Source organism: Chelativorans salis, from assembly GCF_025336525.1.
Classification (GTDB): domain Bacteria; phylum Pseudomonadota; class Alphaproteobacteria; order Rhizobiales; family Rhizobiaceae; genus Chelativorans; species Chelativorans salis.
The window spans coordinates 112,225-126,337 of record NZ_JAOCZP010000011.1; the positions used below are offsets into that span (position 1 = coordinate 112,225).

Sequence of the window (14,113 nt, forward strand, 5' to 3'; positions counted from 1 at the left end):
TTGGCGACAGCGTTTCCGACGGGATTGCCCGCGTCCGGACGGGAGCCTTCTCGCATGCGCGACGCCGACCAGTCGTGCTGTCTTGGCAATACCGTTATGTTGGTCGTCCGCGATGTGTCATGTGGCCGTCAGGTAATTGCGGTCGAACTCATGGTAAACTGATTGCGTCCGCGGATCGAAGGGCCATCTGGGAGACAGTTCATGCCTCGCTATCTTGTATCGGCACTGCTTCTTGCCGCCGCCACGGGTCCGGGCTTGGCCGAAACGGCCAACGCCCCGCAAAGCATCCAGCTCGGTCCGCGGCCCTTCTATCTCGTCCAGGACATGGACGAAGGTGAACTTAAGGAAAAGCTCGCTGCCTGCCAGGCAGGCCCCTTCACCAAGTCCTCCTGGTCGATCGGCCATCGCGGCGCTGGATTGCAGTTTCCCGAACACACGCTTGAATCCTACGTCGCTGCAGCACGCATGGGAGCGGGGATTGTGGAATGCGACGTCACCTTCACCAAGGACCGCGCATTGGTTTGCCGCCATAGCCAGGACGATCTCGCCACCACCACCGACATCCTCGCCAGGGAATTCTCCTCCACCTGCGCCACACCATTCACGCCCGCCAGCGGCGGGCAAGACGCCACGGCCGAATGCAGAACCTCCGACATTACCCTGGCCGAGTTCAAGTCGCTCAACGGCAAGATGGACGCAAGCGACAAGCAAGCCGTGACCGTCGAAGAGTTTCTCGACGCCACGCCCCGTTGGCGCACCGATCTCTACGCCACTCACGGCACGGTCATGACCCACGCCGAATCGATCGAGCTTTTCAAGTCGCTCGGCGTGAAGTTCACGCCGGAATTGAAGGCACCTGCTGTCCGGATGCCGTTCGAGGGCGACTACACGCAGGAAATGTATGCCCAGCAGATGATCGACGAATACAAGGCGGCAGGCGTCGACCCGGCGGACGTCTTTCCCCAGTCCTTCAACCTGGCCGACGTGCTCTACTGGGTCGAGAACGAGCCGGAATTCGGCCGGCAGGCCGTCTATCTCGACGGCCGCGACGAGGACGCGAGCTTCTCACACATGGACCCGTCCAGCTGGGAACCGGGCATGCGTGAGTTGAAGGAGATGGATGTGAACTACATCGCGCCGCCCATGTGGATGCTGGTGACGGTCGAGGACGGCAAGATTGTTCCCTCCACCTATGCCAAGGAGGCCAAGGCTGCCGGCCTCAAGATTATCTCCTGGACAGCAGAGCGCTCCGGGCCGCTCAAAGACGGCGGCGGCTGGTACTACCACTCGATCAGCGATGTGACGAACAATGACGGCGATATCTTCACTCTGCTCAATGTGCTGCATGAAGATGTCGGCGTAGTCGGTCTATTTTCGGATTGGCCAGCCACGACAACCTACTACGCCAATTGCTTCGGGCTGGAATAAAGCATCTTCCAACCTTTTGCTGCTCTGGATGCTAAGCGCAAATTTGACGGCTGAGATACCGCACCCGTCGCACTCCGCCGCCTCGCCATCTTGTCGCGAAGCGTGATGGGTTTCGGACGCCGGCCCTGGCGCCAGGCCAACACGTCGATGGCCGGCATGCGAAACCCATCACAATTGCGGACCTCCTTGATCATGTTCGATCGGCCGCCTCTGGACAAAAGTTGACTTGAAGCAACCCGGTAACGAGTTGCGGCAACTCCCCTTCGTTCGTAGTGAATGTGTGCTTGACTTCTCACACGCGCGCCAGCAAGGCTTCCTTTATCGCCGAGATGGGCCGGGAGCCAATCAGCGATTCCTTGCACATGAGCGCGATTTCAATCTGCCACAGATCATGCTGCACGGGCAGCCGATCCAGCCCTTCCCGCCGCGCTCGGAGCAGGATCATTGTGCTCAGAATTGCGAAGTAGTCTGTCGCTGCAAGAATCCCAAACATGACGGAAAGCGAGGTCGTTTGCAGGACGGGCTGCAGCTTTTCGGCGCGCGAACCGAATACGCGCCTGGAATGTTTTGCGAACTCGCGGTCGTCGGTGAATCCGACAAGGCCGAAGCACGACAGCTCGTCGAGACTGGCTTCTCCGCGCGAGCGCAGAGGATGGTCCTCCCGGCAAATAACGGTCATGTCGTTCTTGATGAGCGGCAATCCAACGTATCCTTCCGGAAGCGGCTGCTCGGGAAGTGCCGTGACGACGACGTCGAGATTGCCGCGGGCGAGACTCTGGACGAGTTGGCTGGAAACTCCGGTTTCCACCGTCACTTCGACGAACGGGAACTGCTGGTGGAAATCGACGAGCACGGCCGGGAAGATGCTCAGGGTGAGGATCGGTCCGACGCCGATCCTGATCCGCCCGCCGAGGTTGTGGTGGATGTCCTGGATGTCCATGGAGGCAAATCGCGCTTCCTGGTCGATCGTGCGGGCGTGGCGATAGAGTGCATCTCCCGCATCGGTCGGCTCCAGGCCCTTTGGGGTGCGCACGAACAGCTCGGCTCCGAAATCCTTCTCCAGGAGGCGCAGGCTTTTGGTCAGCGCCGGCTGCGAGATGCCCTTCTTATCTGCCGCCGCATGCATGTTCCTCGCGTCATAAAGCGCCAGAAAATTTTCCAGATGACGTGAGATCAGAAGCCTCATGACGATAACCTTTAGGCATCACCTTAGTACGAATATCTATTATCGCTTATCGATGGATTGCGCCACATTGCCCCTATCAGGGAGGTTCGATGCGTACGATCTTTGTGCTGTTTGACTCACTCAACCGTAGTGCGATCGGCGCCTATGGAAGCGAAGCCGTAAAGACACCTAATTTTGACCGGTTTGCCGCACGCGCCGTCACGTTCGACAAGCATTATGTCGGGTCGCTGCCATGCATGCCCGCCCGGCGTGACATGCATTCGGGCAGGCTCAACTTCACGCACCGCTCCTGGGGACCTCTGGAACCGTTCGACAATTCCTTCGTCCAGATACTGAAGGAGAGCGGCATCTACACACACCTCATCTCTGACCATCTGCATTACTTTGAGGACGGAGGACACGGATTCCACACGAAGTTCTCGAGCTACGACTTCATCCGCGGGCAGGAGTATGACCCCTGGGTAGCGATGGTCGAGGCACCCGTTGAGCGCATTCGGGAGCGGTTCGACGAACGCCACTACGATCCGGCCAAGCGCGACAAGAGGATTCAGCACGCCATCAACCGGGAAGCCATGGTCGAGGAACAGGATTTCCCTGGTCCGCGCTGCTTCAGATCGGCGTTCGAGTTCCTCGACCGCAATCGAAACGCCGACGAGTGGTTCCTGATGCTGGAATGCTTCGACCCACACGAACCCTTCCACGCGCCGGAGCGCTTCAAGGCGGCATACGACGCCGGCTACAACGGCAGGATCCTCGACTGGCCGCATTACGAGCGCGTCGTCGAGAGCCCGGAGGAGATCGCCGAGATCCGCGCCAACTACGCAGCGCTGGTTGCCATGTGCGACGAGTATTTCGGCCGTCTCATCGACTATCTGGACGCGAATGACATGTGGAAGGACACGTGCGTAGTGCTGTCCACCGACCACGGTTTCCTGCTTTCCGAGCATGGCTGGTGGGGCAAGTCGCGCATGCCCTACTACGAAGAAATTTCGCACATCCCCCTGATGATCTATCACCCCGCACATGTCGACCAGGCCGGCACCCGCCGAAGCCATCTCACTCAGACGACCGATCTGATGCCGACGTTCCTCGGGCTTTACGGCCTGCCGGTGCCGGAGGAGGTGCGTGGCCACAGTATCCTGCCGATGCTGCCCGCCGATGAGCCCATCCGGAGTGCGGCCGTCTTTGGGATATTTGCCGGCCCCATCGGTGTCACCGATGGCGACTGGGCGCTCTATCACTATCCACCCGACATCACCCGCGAGGGTCTGGTCGAATACACGCTGGCGCCGTCCCACATGATCGCACCCTTCGCAGTCGACGAGTTGCGGACGGCCCGCCTCGTACCGCCATTCGACTTCACGAAGGGCGCACCCCTTCTCGGGATAGATGCCCTGAAGGACGCCAAGCGCGTTCCCAACAATGACGGCTTTGGATACGAGGATCTGGGCACTCGGCTCTACGACCTCAAGCGCGATCCTCGGCAGCGCGACCCGGTGACGGACCCCAAGGTTTCCGAAGCGCTCTACCGCGAATTGGTCCAGGAGCTAAAGGCGCACGATACGCCTGCCGAGGTATATCGCTGGTACGAGCTGAACTGTGCAACCTGATCCAGGGAGGAAACGATGAAGCTTTCACTCAAATGGCTGATGCCGGTAGTGGCATGTCTGACCCTTGCCGGTTCGGCGCACGCACAATTTCCACAGCGCAACATCGAAAATATTTATCCGTGGGCGCCGGGTGCCACCATGGCGGCGAGCCAAGTGATCGCCGACGCCATGGGCGAGGAGCTCGGCGTCAACGTCGCCGTGGTCTCTACGCCTGGCGCGGCAGGCACCAAGGCTTTTCTGACCGCAATGGAAAAGCCGGCCGACGGCTACACGATCATAGACGGCTATGTCGCGCCGCTGGTTCTTCAGCCGATGTTCGGCAATGCCGACTGGACCTATGAGGACTTCACACCGCTGTGGTCGGCCACATCGAACAGCTTTGCCATCGTCGTGCGCAAGGACGAGGAGCGGTTCACGGACTTCCCCTCCCTCGTCGCCTACGCCAAAGAACAACCGGGCGAATTGCGCTACTCTCCCGGCACCACCGACACGCTGCCCCACATGGTGGTCGCGAGGGTGATGCAGATATCGGACATGGTCGCCCAAGTGGTTCCCTATCCCGAGATCGACAACGCGGTTAAGGATTTGCGCGGCGGCGTTCTTGACTTCATGGTCATCAATCCGGGTGTCTACACGACCAACAAGGAAGACCTGAAGGTGCTCGCGGTGCTGTCCGACCTGGAGCGGTCCTCGCAGACTTACGACGGCGCGCCGCGTGTCCAGGACTTCGGCATCGAACTCGGCATGACAGGCCTTGCGCCAATGGGCTGGAATTGGTGGCTCGTGCGCAAAGAAACGCCGGAGGACGTGGTGGCGAAGCTACGCGAGGCAATGGGCAGTGCCCTGGCACGCGAGGATGTACAGCAAAGGCTCCTCGATATGGGCTATGTTCCCCTGGGCTACGGGCCCGAGCAATATGAGGAGATCGTCGGACCGGTCGCAGCCGACCTGCAGAGCGGCATCGACGCCATCACCTGGGAAAAAGAGACGCTGGCATCGGTGAGGTGACGGCGGGCCGCGCAGGGCGGCCGCTTTGCCGGCCGCCGGGCTCAGGAGAAGGCAATGCAGAGATTTCGCGACTTTGCCTTTGACTGGATCGCTTGGGCCATCTTCGCCGCCATACCGGCGGTGATCTTCTGGCAGTCCGCCACCTCGCTCGCCGAGCAGGACGCGGCGAGCGGGGGCCCGATGGAAAACGCCGCTCTTTACCCACGGATCGTTGCCTCGATCATGGCCGTGCTTGCGGCCGCGCTTGCGCTGCGCCTCGTTCTCGGCCGGGTTCAGCAGAGGTCGCCGCTGGAAGCGCGGGCGGGCACCCGGCCCGCGCTGGTGGCGACCGGCGTCTTCACGATCTACCTGATCGTCTTGCCCTATGCCGGGTTCCATCTCGCCACGCCGGTACTGTGCTTCCTCCTGTTTTGGCTTCTGGGCATCGGGCCGGTCGCAGCGCTCGCCGGAGGGATAGGCCTTTCGCTTGCGACGGCCTTCGTATTCGAAGGGCTGTTGAACGTCGTTCTGCCCGTCGGCGCTTTCAACATCGCCCTGTTCAGCTAGCGGGTCGCGAATGTTCGACCTGCTCCGCGAAGGGCTGCCTCTTTTCCTGGTTCCTCAGGCACTGGTTCTGACCATGCTTGGCATTGTGGCGGGACTGGTGATCGGCGTGCTGCCCGGGCTCGGCCCCCTCATGGGCATCGTGCTCATGCTCCCCATCGCCTTTCACCTGCCGCCGATCGCGGCGATGGGCATGCTGATCGCCATCTATATCGGCGGCTCGGCCGGCGGCTCGATTTCGGCCATTCTGCTGCGCATCCCGGGAACTCCGCTTGCCGCGGCGACGCTGTGCGACGGCTTTCCGATGGCGCAGAAAGGCCGCGCCCAGGATGCCGTGGGCCTGGCCGTCGCAGCCTCGGCAATCGGCGGTCTTGTCGGTGGTCTCATCTTGCTTTTCTTTTCGCCGCTTCTCGCCAAGTTCGCGCTGCGCTTCGCCCCGCCCGAATATTTCGCCATGGCGTTGCTCGGCATATTGACCATCGCCATCGTCTCGGAGGGATCGGCGCTTAAGGGGCTTCTCGCCGGCGCGCTGGGCCTGACGCTGGCGATGGTCGGCACGGACGAATTCACGAACGCCTATCGTTTCACCTTCGGAAACTTCAAGCTTTCGAGCGGGCCGCATATCGTTGCCGTGGTTGTCGGCCTTTTCGCTCTATCAGAGATGTTTTTCCAGATCGAGGCGGCGGGCTTTCTGGCGCGCCCAAACGTTCAGCGCCTCCGCATCTCGTTCCGCGCCCTGCGGCTCCTGGGGCATCACAAGTTCAACCTGGCAAGGTCGGCGCTGATCGGCACGTTTTTCGGAGCCATCCCTGGAGCAGGCGGCGACGTCAGCGCCTTCATTTCCTATGCAACCGCCAAGAAGCTGGCGCACCCGAACGAGAAATATGGAGAGGGTGCCGAGGGTGGCGTCGTGGCGACCGAAGCGGCAAACAACGGCACCTGCGGCGGCGCGCTGATCCCAACGCTGACACTCGGCATTCCAGGCGACGCTTCCACCGCCGTGCTCATGGGGGCGCTCATTCTCCTGGGCTTCTTCCCCGGGCCCGAATTGTTCCGCTATCATCCCGAGATCGTGGGCGGCATCTTCGTCGCCTACCTGATGGGCAACGTCATCCTACTCGTCGTTGGCATCTTGCTTGTGCCGCTCTTTGCCGAAGTGCTCCGGGTTCCGAAGGCCTGGTTGATCCCGGCGGTCCTCCTGTTCTCCACTCTCGGGACCTATGCGCTGCAGAGCTCGACCTTTGATCTCTGGGTGATGCTCACCTTCGGTGTCGTCGGCTACGTCATGCGGCGCGCCGGGTTTCCGCTGGCGCCGCTCATCATCGGCATGATCCTCGGCGGCGTGCTCGAAAGCAATTTCAGGCGCTCCCTGCTCATTTCGCGTGATGGGCCGATGATCTTCATCGAGCGCCCGATCAGCGCCGCGATCATCACAATCGATGTCATTCTTCTGATCGTGATCGTGGTTTCGACAATCCGTTCTTCAAGGAAGAGAGGATCAGTCAGAACCGAGGAAGAGCCCGCTAGATGAAAAAGGATTGGAGACGTTGACGATGCCGCCGACGGAGATGCCGCCAAAGTTCACGCCATGATAGCCGCGCTCACGGATGTCAGGCGGTACCGCCTCAGGTGTCGGACAGGATGAAACCGGCCGGAAAGGCAAGACAATCCCGAGGGGGCGCAACACAGTCCGTTTCGGATGGGCATGCGGAATTCTTGCGAAGGATGTGGCGCTTCTGCCTAAGCCGGAGAGACCGACGTCGGGCAGGCGCTGTCGCTCGGTTCAATCCAGTAAGCGCGCCTTGACGGCCGCGACGACCACCTCCTCGGTAATGGCGAACTTTTCGTAAAGCACGCCTGCCGGAGCGGAGGCGCCGAAGCGATTCATGCCGACGAAGCCGCCGGCACCGCCATGATAGCGGTCCCAGCCAAGGCGTGCGGCCGCCTCGATGGCGATCCGAACCGGCACGGCGCCCAAGACCTTGGCCCTGTAGGCGTCGTCCTGCAGTTCAAAAATCTCCAGGCAGGGCATGGACACAACGCGGGCGCCGATCCCCTCCGCCTCAAGCCTTACGCGCGCGCGAAGCGCTAGTGCAACCTCCGTTCCGGTGGCAAGCAGCGTGGCGCGGTGGCTTGCGCCGGCCTCTTGCAGGATATAGGCGCCACGCGCGCAGAGATTTTGCTCGGTATGCCCTCGTCGCACGAGGGGCGCGTCCTGCCGGCTGAGCGCCAGGATCGATGGTCCCGTGTCATGGCGCAGCGCCAGGGCCCAGCATTCGGCGACCTCCACCGCGTCGGCGGGACGAAAGACGCGAATGCCGGGCATGGCGCGCAGGCCCGCCAGATGCTCGATGGGCTGATGGGTCGGTCCGTCCTGGCCGAGCCCGATGGAATCGTGCGTCATGACATGGATGACGCGCTTTTCCATCAGCGCGGCGAGGCGAATCGCCGGGCGGCAATAGTCCGTGAAGGCGAGGAACGTGCCGGCATAGGGAATGAATCCCTTGTGCAGCGCCAGCCCATTCATGATCGCCGCCATGGCATGCTCGCGCACGCCATAATGGATATAGCGGCCTGCGTAGCTGCCCCGCGCGACGGTGCCCTGCCCTGCGGTCAGCGTGTTGTTGGCGGGTGTGAGGTCCCCTGAGCCGCCGACGAGGGTGTCGATCGCAGGCACAAGCCGCTCCAGTACGTGGCCCGAAGAAAAGCGTGTCGGCTCCGGCTTGTCTCGCTCGATCGCCCAGCGCTTGAAATCAGCAATGATGCGGTCGAAATTCTGAGGAAGCGTCCCGGCGAGCGCGGCATCGAAGGCCTCGCGGATCGTCGGATCGGCAGCCTCGTAGCGGCGCTTCCACGCCGCACGCTCGGCCGCACCCGCTTCCGCGAATCGCCGCCATGAGCGGGCGATCTCCTCGGGCACCTCGAAGGGCGCATAATTCCAGTCGAGCGCGCGCCGCGTGCCGGCGATTTCCTCTTCGCCGAGCGCGCCGGAGTGGCTCGCGGGATCTCCCGCCTTGGTCGGCGCACCCCAGCCGATCACGGTCTTGCAGCGGATAAGCGTCGGGCGGTCGCTTGCTTGCGCGCGGGCCAGCGCGGCGGCGACCGCGGCGTGATCGTGGCCTTCGACGAGCACCACTGCCCAGCCATAAGCCTCAAAGCGCTTGGTGACGTCCTCGCTGAAGGAAAGGTCGGCCGGGCCGTCGATGGTGACCTCATTGTCGTCATAGAGGACGATGAGTCGATTGAGCCTCAGATGCCCCGCGAGTGAGCAGGCCTCGTGGCTGACCCCCTCCATCAGGTCGCCATCGCTGGCGATGACATAGGTATAATGGTTGACGAGGTCGTCGCCGAAGCGGGCATTGAGCATGCGCTCGGCAAGTGCCATGCCGACGGCGGTGGCGACGCCCTGGCCGAGCGGACCGGTCGTCGTCTCGATGCCGTGGGCCTGCTCCACCTCCGGATGCCCGGCGGTAAGCGAGCCGTATGAGCGGAAGGCCTCGAGCGCTGCGCGGTCGAAGCCCGGATAGCCGGTGAGGTGGAGGGCGGCATAAAGAAGCATGGAGCCGTGGCCGGCCGACAGCACCAGACGGTCGCGGTCTGGCCATTCCGGATCGGCGGGATCGAACTTCAGCGCCGTGGCGAAGAGGGCGACGGCGGCGTCCGCCATGCCCATGGGCATGCCCGGATGGCCGGATTTGGCCTTTTCCACCGCGTCGATGGTCAGGATGCGGATGGCGTCGGCAAGCCGCCGTGGTGCCGGCTCTTTGGGAAGTGCGCGCGCGTCGGACCCGGCGGGCGTTGCAATGTTCATTCTTTTATCGTCCCAGGTAGCAATGTTTTCAGATACGCAGGCCGGAAGCTGCGTCGAAGAGGTGGACCCGGCCGGCATCCGGCACGAGGGAGACGGGATCGCCTGGCACGACGTCGAGCCGTTTTGTGGAGATGACGCGGAAGATATGCCCACCGCCTTCGGCGTGGAGATGGGTTTCCCAGCCTGCCGGCTCGACAAGGGAGACTTTCGCGCCGATGCCTTGCCCGGGCTTGCCGATGGCAAGGTGTTCGGGCCTCATCCCGTAAACCACGTCCTGACCGGCGGTCACCGACGCGTCCTCGGGCAGCGGCAGAAGGATGCCACCGCCGACATCGACCGCCTTTTCCGGACTGCGGGATACCACCGTGCCGCGCAGGAGGTTCATGGCTGGCGAGCCGAGGAACTCTGCGACAAACAGCGTTGCCGGATGGTCGTAGAGTTCGAGCGGCCGGCCCGACTGCTCGATGCGCCCATCATTCATCACCACGACGAGGTCGGCCATGGTCATAGCCTCGACCTGGTCATGTGTGACGTAGATGGTGGTGCTCTGAAGACGCTGGTGCAGCGCCTTGATCTCGGCGCGCATCTCCACGCGCAGCTTGGCGTCGAGGTTCGACAGCGGCTCGTCGAACAGGAACAGCGCCGGTTCGCGCACCAGTGCCCGGCCCATCGCGACCCGCTGACGCTGGCCGCCGGAAAGCTGTGCGGGGAAGCGGTCGAGGAGAGGATCCAGATGGAGAATGCCTGCTGCGCGCTCGATGCGCGCGACCATTACGTCCTTCGGCGTCTTGGCCATCTCCAGGCTGAAGGAGAGATTCTCCCGCACCGTCATGTGCGGGTAGAGCGCATAGGACTGGAACACCATGGCGATGCCGCGGTCCTTGGCATGGATGCGATTGACCACGCGCCCATCAATCGAGATCGTGCCGGCGGTGATTGCTTCAAGGCCGGCGATCATGCGCAGGAGGGTCGATTTTCCGCAGCCGGAGGGGCCGACCAGAACGACGAAGGCATGCTTACCGATTGCCAGATTGATCCCGTGCAGGACCTCGAGCGCGCCATAGCTCTTTCGCAGGTCGCGGAACTCCACGAACGTATTGTCCATCGTGCTCCTCCCTGGCGTTCTGTCTTGGGTTCGGATTTTCTCAAGCATCTATTTCACGGCTCCAGAGACGATTGAATCGACCACGCGCCGTTCCAGAAGGAGGTAGACGATAAGCAACGGCAGCACTGTCAAAACGGTGAAGGCGTTGTAGACGGCGTAGTCCTGCACCCCCATGGAGTCCTTCAGCATGTAAAGCTGGTAGGGGAGCGTGCGCATGCCAGTCTCGTTGACGAGCGCCAGCACGAAGGCGAACTCGTTCCAGGCCTCGCGGATGCACAACACACCGGCTGTGACCACGCCTGGCCAGGCAATGGGAATCATGACCCGCCTCAGCCGGTTCCACATATTGGCGCCGTCGATGGTCGCCGACTCCTCGATCTCCTTGGGGATGGAGCCGAAGAAGCCGACTAGGATCCAGGTGGCAAGCGGGATCGCACTCGCCGTGTAGGTGATGAACAGCACCCAGTAGGTGTTCACCAGTCCGAGATCCGTCATCAGGTTATTGAGCGGCACGATCAGGCTGACGCGCGGGATAATGCGGGGTACCAAGTAGAGGAGCAACAGAAGATGGCGAAAGCGAAAGGCATAGCGCGCGAAGCCGTATGCCGCGAGGATCGAGATCGTTAGCGGCACGATCGTTGCGACCACTGTGACGAGCACGCTATTCCACAGCCAACCGCGGAAGCCCGGCATCGACAGCACCTCACGATAGGCGTCGAGGCTCGGATTGGACGGCAGCAGCGTGTTGGACTGATAGATCTCCAGCGGCTCCTTGAGCGAAGCCAGCACCGCCCAAACGATGGGCACGGTCGTCCAGATCACCAGAATTACCAGCGGAATGCCGATCAGAACGAAGCGTCCCGCGCGGAAGCGCAGGCTGCCGATGAACTCGACCACGCCGGCCGAGGGTTGCGGTTCGGTTCTGGAAATGATGGTCACGGCGCAACTCCTATCCTAAGCGCAGCGCTCACCGCGCCGCCTTGTAGCGGCGGTCGCCGAACACGAAAATCTTGAGGTAGACGAGGCTCAGCACCGTGTTGAAGGTAAGAAGCACCACCATCAGCACTGAGCCCTGCCCGAAATCGAGCTGCAGGAAGGCGATCTGGTACATGTAGACGGAGACCAGCTCCGTCGCCCTGAGCGGCCCGCCCGCCGTCAGCGCCAGGATGATGTCGAAGGTGGAGAAGCTGATGTAGGAGACCCAGATGAGGCTGACCCCCATCATCGGCTTGATCAGCGGCAGCGTGATGCGGCGGAAGGTCTGCGCCCCCGAAGCCCCGTCGATCGTCGCCGCGTCATAGATGTCCCTATCGATTGTCTGCAGACCGCCCAGAAGAATGAGTGTGGCGAAAGGCACCATGAACCAGCAATTGGCCAGCACCGCCACGATGAAGGCCAGCACAGGATCGCCGAGCCAGGAGGGCGTCGGCAGGCCCAGGCCTCCCAGCACATAGTTCACGAAGCCACCGCTGGTCGTGAAGATGAAGCGGAACATGACCGCAGTGGCGATGCCGGACACGAAATACGGCACCAGGCTCAGCCCGCGGAAGAAGCGCCGGCCGAAGCCTACGTGATAAAGCGTCAGCGCGAACATCATCGACAGCGCGATGCCGAGCGTGATGGACGAAACCACGAAGACGATGGTCTTCCAAAGCGAACTCTGGAAGCGCGGGTCCTTGAAGATATCGATGTAGTTCTTCAGGCCGACGAAGGTCTGGTTGAGGAACATGTCCGTCTCATTGAGGGACAGGACGACGCCACCGGCCACCGCATAGCCCAAGACGCCCAGCACGAAGACGAGACCGGGAATAACCAGCGCATAAGGGACCAGCCGCTGAAGGAAATCGTGAAACCGCTCGGCGGCGGTAAGCGGCGGCGCACCATCCTGAATCATGCTCATGGGAACCATCGCTCTTGCTGTGCCTCCTCAGGGCGGCCCGGCCCGCAGATGGCCGAACCGCCCTTCGGGAGGAAGTTCGGGATCACAAGCCAGCGGCCTCATTCAGCTTCTGCTGATACTCGGAGGCGAGGGCCTGCGGGTCGGCATTGGGCTCAGCGACCATCCTGTCGCGCAGTTCCTGCAGCACATCGTAGATCTGGATCGCCCGCGTGGGATGCGTGGGCAGGTTCTCCAGATTGGCGGCAAGCGGGGCGACGTCGCCGGCCCATGGCTTTGCGGCGAGATACTCTTCGTCTTCCGCAACGGCCGTGTTGGTGGTCGGCTGGTAACGGATCGCCACCTGCTTGGCGATCTCCGGGCGGGCGAGATATTCGATGGCCAGCATAGCGGCCTCTTCGTCCTCGTTTGCCGTCGTCACGATATAGGGAAAGGCAAAGCCGGACTGGACATGCGGCTCAGTCTGGCCGGGTCGTGTAGGCAGGCGTTCGAAGGACCACTTGCCCTCCTCGTAGGGAATCTGCTTGTGGACTTCGACATAGATGTGCTCGCCCTCGTTCATCATGCCGGCCCGTCCGCCGATGAAGGCAGCACGCATTTGGCCCGAATCCCAGGACGGCGTGTCGGGGTGAGCGGCGCCCTCCTTCATCAGCGTCTGGTAGAAGCTGATCCACTCGACACCGATCTCGTTGTCGATCTGCGGCACGCCATCGATGATCTTGCCACCCATGGCCAGGAACAGCGGCAGCTCCCAGGTCGGGCTGTTACAGCAGCCGAGCAGGCTGAAGCCGAAACGATCGCCCTCGGATAGGGCGCGGGCAGCCTCCAAGACGCGGTCCGTGGTCTCCAGCGGATATTCGATGCCGGCTTCTTCGAGCCAGTCCGTGCGGTAGGTCAGATAAATGGACTGGGCGAAAAGCGCCGCGCCGTAAATCTTGCCGTCCTCGTCCGAAGCGCCTTCCCAGGTGAGCGGTGCGAGTTGGCTGTATGTATCGGGGAAGCGCTCCTTCATTTCCCCGATCATATGGGTGAAGTCCTTCACCACATTATTGACGGCGAGTTGCGCCACGTCGCGGGCGTGGATCTGCACGATGTCGGGCGCATTCCCGGAGCGCAGCGCCAGCACGAGCTGGGAATTGACGTCTTCCAGTCGGATGACCTCGAACTCCACATTGATGTCCGGGTAGTCGGCCTTAAAGGCGGCAAACTCGTCTTCGGGGATGAAGTCCTGCCGCCCGAACCAGACCTTGATGGAGCGTTCCTGGGCGCTGGCCGGTTCGGTCAGGAAGCCGAAGGATGCGGCACCTGCCAGCACGGTGCCGGCGAGCATGATTCTCGAAGCTTTGATGATCGACATGTGGTCCTCCCATGGTGTCTCGACACCGGACCGATGATCCGGCCCTTCCGCGGCGCCTCCTCCAGGCGCGGCGCCATATGCAGGCGCTATATCCATTGGGAATGAAAATTGTCATGTAGTCAATAGAAAGAATTTTCATTTCAGATTGGCTTTAGCAATTTATGTTCG

At 62.1% G+C, this 14,113-nt stretch carries 11 protein-coding genes; 5 read left to right on the forward strand and 6 right to left on the reverse strand.

Annotated elements, in window-relative coordinates; translation table 11 throughout:
• Positions 1–201 precede the first annotated feature (201 nt).
• Positions 202–1,428 carry a glycerophosphodiester phosphodiesterase family protein gene (locus N5A92_RS24370; protein WP_260906973.1) on the forward strand — a complete coding sequence of 409 codons (1,227 nt, stop codon included), beginning with the start codon at positions 202–204 and terminating at the stop codon, positions 1,426–1,428.
• Positions 1,429–1,720: 292 nt separating this feature from the next.
• Here N5A92_RS24370 and N5A92_RS24375 read toward each other — a convergent pair whose 3' ends face one another.
• Positions 1,721–2,614, reverse strand: a complete 894-nt coding sequence (locus N5A92_RS24375) for a LysR family transcriptional regulator (protein ID WP_260906974.1) — start codon at positions 2,612–2,614, stop codon at positions 1,721–1,723.
• Between the two features lie 89 nt (positions 2,615–2,703).
• On the opposite strand from N5A92_RS24375, the gene N5A92_RS24380 reads away from it, so the two are divergent.
• The 4 genes from N5A92_RS24380 to N5A92_RS24395 are packed head-to-tail and all read left to right on the forward strand — an operon-like array spanning position 2,704 to position 7,306.
• Complete coding sequence (locus tag N5A92_RS24380; protein ID WP_260906976.1) at positions 2,704–4,224, forward strand: sulfatase; 1,521 nt, start codon at positions 2,704–2,706, stop codon at positions 4,222–4,224.
• 15 nt (positions 4,225–4,239) lie between these two features.
• Positions 4,240–5,232 (forward strand): Bug family tripartite tricarboxylate transporter substrate binding protein, encoded by a 993-nt coding sequence (locus N5A92_RS24385; protein WP_260906977.1) that lies wholly within the window; start codon positions 4,240–4,242, stop codon positions 5,230–5,232.
• 54 nt (positions 5,233–5,286) lie between these two features.
• A complete protein-coding gene (locus tag N5A92_RS24390) occupies positions 5,287–5,778 on the forward strand; it encodes a tripartite tricarboxylate transporter TctB family protein (RefSeq protein WP_260906979.1) in 492 nt (163 codons plus the stop codon).
• Between the two features lie 10 nt (positions 5,779–5,788).
• Positions 5,789–7,306 (forward strand): tripartite tricarboxylate transporter permease, encoded by a 1,518-nt coding sequence (locus N5A92_RS24395; protein ID WP_260906981.1) that lies wholly within the window; start codon positions 5,789–5,791, stop codon positions 7,304–7,306.
• A 252-nt stretch (positions 7,307–7,558) separates the two neighbouring features.
• Here the strand turns inward: N5A92_RS24395 and tkt are convergent, their stop codons facing one another.
• The 5 genes from tkt to N5A92_RS24420 all read right to left on the reverse strand — a co-directional run bounded on the left by tkt (position 7,559) and on the right by N5A92_RS24420 (position 13,945).
• Entirely contained in the window at positions 7,559–9,586 is a 2,028-nt protein-coding gene (gene tkt / locus N5A92_RS24400) for a transketolase (RefSeq protein WP_260906983.1), read from the reverse strand.
• A 28-nt stretch (positions 9,587–9,614) separates the two neighbouring features.
• Entirely contained in the window at positions 9,615–10,691 is a 1,077-nt protein-coding gene (locus N5A92_RS24405) for an ABC transporter ATP-binding protein (protein WP_260906984.1), read from the reverse strand.
• Positions 10,692–10,739: 48 nt separating this feature from the next.
• The gene (locus tag N5A92_RS24410; RefSeq protein ID WP_260906985.1) at positions 10,740–11,630 is read right to left on the reverse strand and encodes a carbohydrate ABC transporter permease; all 891 of its coding nucleotides are present in this window, start codon (positions 11,628–11,630) and stop codon (positions 10,740–10,742) included.
• Between the two features lie 28 nt (positions 11,631–11,658).
• Entirely contained in the window at positions 11,659–12,591 is a 933-nt protein-coding gene (locus tag N5A92_RS24415) for a carbohydrate ABC transporter permease (RefSeq protein ID WP_260906986.1), read from the reverse strand.
• 82 nt (positions 12,592–12,673) lie between these two features.
• Positions 12,674–13,945 (reverse strand): ABC transporter substrate-binding protein, encoded by a 1,272-nt coding sequence (locus tag N5A92_RS24420; protein ID WP_260906987.1) that lies wholly within the window; start codon positions 13,943–13,945, stop codon positions 12,674–12,676.
• Between the last annotated feature and the right edge of the window lie 168 nt (positions 13,946–14,113).

What these genes read in the sequence shown, in the direction of transcription:
- N5A92_RS24415 (WP_260906986.1), bottom strand. Translation starts at nt 12,591, where the DNA reads ATGAGCATGATTCAGGATGGTGCGCCGCCGCTTACCGCCGCCGAGCGG.
- N5A92_RS24390 (WP_260906979.1), top strand. Translation starts at nt 5,287, where the DNA reads ATGCAGAGATTTCGCGACTTTGCCTTTGACTGGATCGCTTGGGCCATC.
- N5A92_RS24420 (WP_260906987.1), bottom strand. Translation starts at nt 13,945, where the DNA reads ATGTCGATCATCAAAGCTTCGAGAATCATGCTCGCCGGCACCGTGCTG.
- tkt (WP_260906983.1), bottom strand. Translation starts at nt 9,586, where the DNA reads ATGAACATTGCAACGCCCGCCGGGTCCGACGCGCGCGCACTTCCCAAA.
- N5A92_RS24405 (WP_260906984.1), bottom strand. Translation starts at nt 10,691, where the DNA reads ATGGACAATACGTTCGTGGAGTTCCGCGACCTGCGAAAGAGCTATGGC.
- N5A92_RS24375 (WP_260906974.1), bottom strand. Translation starts at nt 2,614, where the DNA reads ATGAGGCTTCTGATCTCACGTCATCTGGAAAATTTTCTGGCGCTTTAT.
- N5A92_RS24385 (WP_260906977.1), top strand. Translation starts at nt 4,240, where the DNA reads ATGAAGCTTTCACTCAAATGGCTGATGCCGGTAGTGGCATGTCTGACC.
- N5A92_RS24395 (WP_260906981.1), top strand. Translation starts at nt 5,789, where the DNA reads ATGTTCGACCTGCTCCGCGAAGGGCTGCCTCTTTTCCTGGTTCCTCAG.
- N5A92_RS24380 (WP_260906976.1), top strand. Translation starts at nt 2,704, where the DNA reads ATGCGTACGATCTTTGTGCTGTTTGACTCACTCAACCGTAGTGCGATC.
- N5A92_RS24370 (WP_260906973.1), top strand. Translation starts at nt 202, where the DNA reads ATGCCTCGCTATCTTGTATCGGCACTGCTTCTTGCCGCCGCCACGGGT.